6 protein-coding genes and 4 tRNA genes are annotated in these 6,422 nt (G+C 43.6%); 7 read left to right on the top strand and 3 right to left on the bottom strand.

All coding sequences use genetic code 11. The features are described from left to right. Window positions 1–607: 607 nt before the first annotated feature. Together pssA and AB4558_RS19820 are read right to left on the bottom strand one after the other, a co-directional pair. Window positions 608–1,948, bottom strand: a complete 1,341-nt coding sequence (pssA, locus tag AB4558_RS19825; RefSeq protein ID WP_372074992.1) for a CDP-diacylglycerol--serine O-phosphatidyltransferase — start codon at window positions 1,946–1,948, stop codon at window positions 608–610. 91 nt (window positions 1,949–2,039) lie between these two features. After that, window positions 2,040–2,471, bottom strand: coding sequence for a GNAT family N-acetyltransferase (locus AB4558_RS19820; protein ID WP_102429265.1), 432 nt, complete (start codon window positions 2,469–2,471; stop codon window positions 2,040–2,042). A 66-nt stretch (window positions 2,472–2,537) separates the two neighbouring features. On the opposite strand from AB4558_RS19820, the gene murB reads away from it, so the two are divergent. Next, window positions 2,538–3,584, top strand: coding sequence for a UDP-N-acetylmuramate dehydrogenase (murB, locus tag AB4558_RS19815; RefSeq protein ID WP_102429266.1), 1,047 nt, complete (start codon window positions 2,538–2,540; stop codon window positions 3,582–3,584). Beyond that, window positions 3,581–4,546: a bifunctional biotin--[acetyl-CoA-carboxylase] ligase/biotin operon repressor BirA gene (gene birA / locus AB4558_RS19810; RefSeq protein ID WP_372159034.1), complete on the top strand. Its 966-nt coding sequence runs from the start codon at window positions 3,581–3,583 to the stop codon at window positions 4,544–4,546. The genes murB and birA overlap by 4 nt, the downstream gene beginning before the upstream one ends. A gap of 7 nt (window positions 4,547–4,553) precedes the next feature. Here the strand turns inward: birA and coaA are convergent, their stop codons facing one another. Continuing rightward, entirely contained in the window at window positions 4,554–5,477 is a 924-nt protein-coding gene (gene coaA, locus AB4558_RS19805; protein ID WP_017066910.1) for a type I pantothenate kinase, read from the bottom strand. 210 nt (window positions 5,478–5,687) lie between these two features. Here coaA and AB4558_RS19800 point away from each other — a divergent pair. The 5 genes from AB4558_RS19800 to AB4558_RS19780 form a co-directional block, all read left to right on the top strand. Then, window positions 5,688–5,763, top strand: a tRNA-Thr gene (locus tag AB4558_RS19800). Window positions 5,764–5,807: 44 nt separating this feature from the next. Then, window positions 5,808–5,892 (top strand) — tRNA-Tyr (locus tag AB4558_RS19795). A 39-nt stretch (window positions 5,893–5,931) separates the two neighbouring features. After that, window positions 5,932–6,006, top strand: a tRNA-Gly gene (locus AB4558_RS19790). Window positions 6,007–6,019: 13 nt separating this feature from the next. Then, window positions 6,020–6,095: transfer RNA gene (locus tag AB4558_RS19785), tRNA-Thr, on the top strand. Between the two features lie 94 nt (window positions 6,096–6,189). Continuing rightward, on the top strand, window positions 6,190–6,422 hold a 233-nt coding region (locus AB4558_RS19780; protein ID WP_240698606.1), incomplete at its 3' end, for a GTP-binding protein.

Here is a 6,422-nt window from a genome sequence, read left to right as displayed (position 1 = left end):
TCACAATAATTCATCAATCTCAATTAGATCACATTTTTACTTTAATTGGTATAAAGACACCGAGCCCCTGCACTTCATGCTATTCCGGCACATATCAGAAAGCCTAGTCTGACGACTAGGCTTTCGTCGTTTCCTGCGTATGTGTTTTGGGTTTTAGTAGTAGATCCTTATCGCTAGCTATGAAGTACTTCTCTATATATCGGGAGGTGCTGCTTGGGAATATAGGTGGTCACTTCTAACTCTTAAGCTAAATAGAGCAGAGCACTAATCTGATTGTTTTACTATGTGAAATTCTCTATCGCGTACGAACCTCGCCGTAAGGAGTGACGAACGTTATTGCTTGAATACGTAAAGGGTAATTGTCGATTATGTTCGTATTGGTACTCGTTTAGCTGCTATCTAAACCATACCTGATACACGTATCTGGAACCCTGAGACTGACTAAGGAAAAGGTAGGATGCTTAACACTTCAAGCTATCACACTCACTATGCATAAATAGAGATGTTGATTCGAAAGACCATCAAACAAACCTAAATAGCTATCTCGTAGATACAAAAACGCCTAGCGTTTGCTAGGCGTTGATAAATAGTGTCTCTAATACATCGACTACAGTATTTGCTTAAGCACCCTATCGGCTTTCACACGAGTGATCTTACGAATCAACTTCTGAACTTCCATCGGGTAGCTCTCTACCTTGTCTAACTGCTTATAAGTACAGATAAGCTGAGTGTGTTGAAGGATGTTATCCACTTCAGCCTGAAACTTGTATGTTAGGTGATGGTAGTTATCTTGGATAAAGATACCGTTCTCTAGATCCAACTTCCATGCGCGTGGATTTAGATTATTACCTGTTAGTAGCATGTAGCGCTTATCTACCCAAATGCCCTTTAGGTGGAAGCTATTGGAATCGTGTTGCCAAAGTCGAATTGATAGATTACGGCTAGCAATATGAGCTTCATTCGCTTTAGCGAAACGGCGTAAGTTCAGTTCGTAAAGGTATGGCAAACCACCAATCGTTTTAAACTCTTCTTCTGGTGAGATAAAGAAATCATTCGCTGTCTTATCACCAACAACAATGCTGACCTTTACGCCACGCTTAAGTGCTTTCTTCACTTCTTTAGCTAGGCTAGGTGGGAAGTTGAAGTAAGGTGTGCAGATGAAGATTTCATCTTTAGCTTGAGCGACGAGTTGGTTGATTCCCTGATTCAGACGGTTACGTCTTTTACCGATACCAACCAATGGTGTTACAGCCACTTGCTCTGCTGAAACCTCTTGCCCTTCGAATTGATACTGAGACCTTGCCAATGATGCTCGAAACTGACGAATCGCTGGTTTCAGTTCTTTGGTCGCAGGCTTGTTCTTATCAGCCAGGTCATAAACAGCGCTGTCCGCAACCATCTGTTCGTGTACGTAGGCAAACATTGAGTCAGCAAGAGCTGCATTGTTTAAAACATGGTAACGATCAAAGCGATAGCGGTCATGGTAATTCAGATAGATATTGTTAAGGCTTGCACCGCTGTATATCACGCTATCATCGACGATAAAGCCTTTTAAGTGCAATACGCCAAAGACTTCTTTGCCGCGAACGGGAATGCCATAGACAGGCACAGAATGTTGATATTTCTCTGCGAACTCTTTATACATGGCTGCATTGCCTTCAGAAGACTCTGCGCCAATCAATCCACGCTGCGCCCGGTGCCAATCGACACAAACGCTCACGTCTAATTCTGGATTCTTTTGCTTTGCTTCATATAAGGCAGTTAGGATCTCACGGCCAGCCTCATCATCTTCAAGATACAAAGCGACTAAACTAATACGAGTCGTTGCGCGAGATATTTCATCAAGTAGGCGAGTTCGAAACTCTTGCGCTGATAGTAGTACTTCAAACTTGTCAGGATTCTGCGCTATGGTTGGCAACTGTATGAATGGATTCCTACTGGCAATCATATTGACTGTTTTACCTTAAAAATATGCAAAATTGCGAACCTTTAATTTTACCAAAGGGATAGCACCAAATACTAGATAATCGAGGCATTCTCTAACAATTTTGCTGATAATGCATAGGAATGAGATCTTTTCCGCTATTCGAATAGCGCTCGTATAAAACTCTTAAACCATTTGGTAGATCTTTAGGGTCTACTTGTACGAATTTGTGTCGCGCGTAAAAATTGATGAGATGAGCGTACGCAAAGCAGTAATCATCTTCCGTAAGCGTATGTTGCGCACAATAATCCATAAGCTGGGAGCCTAATTGCTGACCACGATGTTGTTTTGATATCGCCATACCGGTAAGTAAGCGATTATTTTCTATTGTACGAAAACGCACGACACCGCACAGTTCGTTATTCAGCAATAACGAATAGATCAGTTCACTCTTATTCGCTTTTCCCGTTGGGTAATGTTCTTTATAGAAACGTTTAACTAGGGGAACCTTTACTGGGTCTAATTGAGTAATGATGACATTGTTCATTCAGTCACTGCGCCATTGGTTTATCTGCTGTAGAATGACCGCAGTGTAAGTTAATTGAATATCGCCATGCAATTCCATCTCAATGCTAGTTTAAAAAATGTTCATACTTTTTCCATCGATCAGACGTGTGATGCGTTGGTTGAAGTCACCACTACCGAAGAACTTATTTCGCTTTACAAAGACCCTAAATGGTCAGCTTTGCCTAAGTTAATACTGGGTAAGGGCAGTAATATGCTTTTTACTGAGCACTTCGCTGGCCTGGTCATCGTGAATAAATTAGCCGGGATTGAGCTGGCCGAGACGGACAGTCATCACCTACTGCATGTGAGTGGTGGCGAGGATTGGCCAAGCTTGGTTGAGTGGAGTGTGGATAAAGAGCTGGGTGGTCTAGAAAACCTAGCAATGATACCCGGCTGTTCCGGCTCTGCTCCGATTCAGAATATTGGTGCGTATGGTGTTGAGCTACAAGACGTATGCGAGTATGTCGATATCCTGTGTCTGGATACTTATACAGTTAAGCGATTAAGCAAAGAAGAGTGTCTCTTTGGTTACCGAGATTCTATTTTCAAACACGCTCTCTACGATAAAGCGATTGTTGTTGCGATTGGTTTAACGTTGCCGAAAGAGTGGGAGCCATGCAATCACTATGGCCCGTTAAAAAGCCTAGCAGCCGATACGCTCTCCCCTCGCACTATATTTGATGAAGTGTGTGCTATCCGTTCAAGTAAGCTGCCAGACCCTAGAGTACAAGGGAATGCGGGTAGCTTCTTCAAAAACCCTGTGATCACCAAAGATCATTTTGATCGCTTGTTAGCTCTATATCCAAATATGGTTGGTTATGAGAGTAATGACATGATCAAAGTTGCTGCTGGCTGGCTGATTGATCAATGCCAGTTCAAGGGTGTGACAGAAGGTGGCGCTCAGGTTCACCCCAACCAAGCATTGGTTATTATCAATTATGATGAGGCTTCTGCTGTGGATATCCTTAAGCTTGCAGAGCGAGTGCGCCAGTCCGTTTTGAATAAATTCGATATTCGATTGGAACATGAAGTGCGCTTTATGGGACGAGACTGCGAGACAAACCTGGATAAGGCTTTGGAGTCATTGGCATGAGAGAGCACAGCACCAAGCTTGCACTATTGAGATGTCTTGCTGACGGTGAGTTTCATTCAGGTGAAGACCTAGGTGAAATGATTGGCGTATCACGAGCGGCTATCAGTAAGCACATTAAAGGTATTCAAGAGTGGGGTTTAGATATCTACCGAATACAAGGCAAGGGTTACAAACTAGCCAGTCGTTTGGATATGCTTGACCAAGACAAATTGTCTGCAGTTAGTCGCGATGCTTCTCTTGAACTCATTCCCATCATAGGTTCTACAAACCAACACCTATTAGAGCGCACTAACACCCTCGAATCGGGTTCTGTCTGTATTGCTGAATATCAAGCTGCGGGTCGTGGACGCCGTGGACGAGAGTGGGTATCACCATTTGGTGCAAACCTCTATCTTTCAATGTATTGGAGACTCGACGCGGGGATGGCTGCCGCAATGGGCTTAAGCCTTGTGGTTGGTGTAGCTGTTGTTGAAGCTTTGGAAGAGATGGGCGTAGAAGGTGTAAAGCTTAAATGGCCGAACGACCTTTACCACAATGACAAGAAGCTTGCAGGTATCTTGGTCGAGCTGTCAGGACAGTCTGGTGGCGCTGCGCATATTGTGATTGGTTTAGGGCTAAACCTATCCATGGATCCAACAACATCAGGTATTGGCCAGCCATGGACTTCCCTTAAAGAAGTGTGTGATGGGAAGGTGCCAGACCGTAACCAGTTAGCGCAGGCTCTGATCAATGCTTGGGATAAGTCACTTGTCGACTACGAGTTGAAAGGAATGTCCAATTTTTTAGAGCGTTGGAACCGCTTGGATAATTTCTTAGGTCGCAATGTTAGATTGATCATTGGACCTAGAGAAATTGAAGGTGTTGTTCAAGGCATCGATGAACAAGGTGCTGTATTGCTCAAAACTGAGAATGGTGTCGAGAGCTATATTGGTGGCGAGATATCGCTAAGAAAAGGCGACTAAGGCGTTACTATTTTCTTAGTAACACTTCTTCAACCATATGATCTGCGCCTTTACGTAGAATCAGGTGAGCCCTTTCTCTTGTCGGAAGGATATTTTGTTCAAGGTTCAAGCCATTAATTGAACTCCAGATACCTTCTGCTTTGTCCAATGCGGCTTGGTTCGATAATTTAGTGTAATGACTAAAGTAAGAGCCAGGCTTAGTAAACGCGCCATCGCGGAATTTCATAAAGCGATTGACGTACCATTCTTTGATTTGTTGGCTATCAGCGTCAACATAGAGTGAGAAATCAAGGAAGTCTGAAATAAACACGCGATGTGGCTCGTGTGGATAATTCATTCCGGTTTGTAAAACATTAAGCCCTTCAATAATAAGCACATCTGGTAGGTCGACGCACTTAACGTCATCAGTAATATTGTACGTAAGATGCGAGTAAACAGGGGCTGTGACATTTCTCTTGCAAGCTTTTACATCCGAAACAAAGTTCACTAAACGCTTGATATCGTAAGATTCAGGAAAGCCCTTTTTGCTCATCAACCCTTTCTCTTCTAACACCTCGTTTGGATATAAAAAGCCATCGGTTGTCACTAGTTCAACTTTTGGGTGGTTTTCCCAGCGAGAGAGTAGGGCTTTAAGCAGACGCGCAGTGGTACTTTTGCCAACAGCTACGCTACCCGCAATACCGATGATAAAAGGTGGCGCTTTCTCTTTCTTATCTAGAAATTGGTGGAGTACCGAGTTTCTATTCTGTCTGGCTGCCACATAGAGGTTCAATAGACGAGATAGCGGTAGATAGATCTCTACTGCCTCTTCCATTGTGAGCTTTTCATTGATGCCTTGAAGCTCTTTTAAGTCGCTCTCAGAAAGTGTCATCGGAACTAAATTCCTTAGCTCAGACCAACGTTCGCGGTCAAATGACATAAATGGGCTCATACAAAACTCTATAGTGGATAACAAAACAAGTGCATGGAAAATACATCAAGCGATAGATAAATAAAATATCTTCCTGTGCTAGATGCGTGTTAAAGATGGAAACCTTGAGCTAAATTGGCGTATGTAGGAGTTTGGTAAGAGAATTTTGCACTTTTTTTCAATTTACTATTGCAAGGTGGAAAATCATTCAATAAAATGCGCCCCACTTGTGCCGACTTAGCTCAGTAGGTAGAGCAACTGACTTGTAATCAGTAGGTCACCAGTTCGATTCCGGTAGTCGGCACCACTTTCTCCCTTCCTCTAAGGCAAGCGAGAGAAAGCTCAAAATTTGGAGAGGTTCCCGAGTGGCCAAAGGGAGCAGACTGTAAATCTGTTGGCACTGCCTTCGATGGTTCGAATCCGTCCCTCTCCACCATATTCTAAAGGTTAAATAGCTCAAACAGAGTTACGTGTTGCGTGCATCGTATAATGGCTATTACCTCAGCCTTCCAAGCTGATGATGCGGGTTCGATTCCCGCTGCACGCTCCAACTCATTTTGTGTGCTGATATAGCTCAGTCGGTAGAGCGCACCCTTGGTAAGGGTGAGGTCCCCAGTTCGACTCTGGGTATTAGCACCAGTCTAAAGCTTCTTCTCCTTTAATAAAGAAAACCATTTTTTTGGTTGCGTGGTCTTATTTTAAGCCACCTAATCCGTACCTAGAGGGACACCCCATGTCTAAAGAAAAATTTGAACGTACGAAACCGCACGTAAACGTTGGTACTATCGGCCACGTTGACCACGGTAAAACAACTCTAACTGCTGCTATCTGTACTACACTTGCAAAAGTGTACGGCGGTGTTGCTAAAGATTTCGCATCTATCGATAACGCTCCAGAAGAGCGTGAGCGCGGTATCACAATCGCAACTTCTCACGTTGAGTACGATACTCCAGCACGTCACTACGC

It is taken from the genome of Vibrio sp. 10N.222.51.C5 (genome assembly GCF_041474575.1).
Classification (GTDB): Bacteria; Pseudomonadota; Gammaproteobacteria; order Enterobacterales; family Vibrionaceae; genus Vibrio; species Vibrio crassostreae_C.
This window is presented reverse-complemented; position numbering and strand designations above follow the sequence as displayed.

Excerpts from the sequence above, each read along its gene's own strand:
- coaA (WP_017066910.1), bottom strand. The coding sequence starts at position 5,477 with ATGAGCCCATTTATGTCATTTGACCGCGAACGTTGGTCTGAGCTAAGG.
- pssA (WP_372074992.1), bottom strand. The coding sequence starts at position 1,948 with ATGATTGCCAGTAGGAATCCATTCATACAGTTGCCAACCATAGCGCAG.
- birA (WP_372159034.1), top strand. The coding sequence starts at position 3,581 with ATGAGAGAGCACAGCACCAAGCTTGCACTATTGAGATGTCTTGCTGAC.
- AB4558_RS19820 (WP_102429265.1), bottom strand. The coding sequence starts at position 2,471 with ATGAACAATGTCATCATTACTCAATTAGACCCAGTAAAGGTTCCCCTA.
- murB (WP_102429266.1), top strand. The coding sequence starts at position 2,538 with ATGCAATTCCATCTCAATGCTAGTTTAAAAAATGTTCATACTTTTTCC.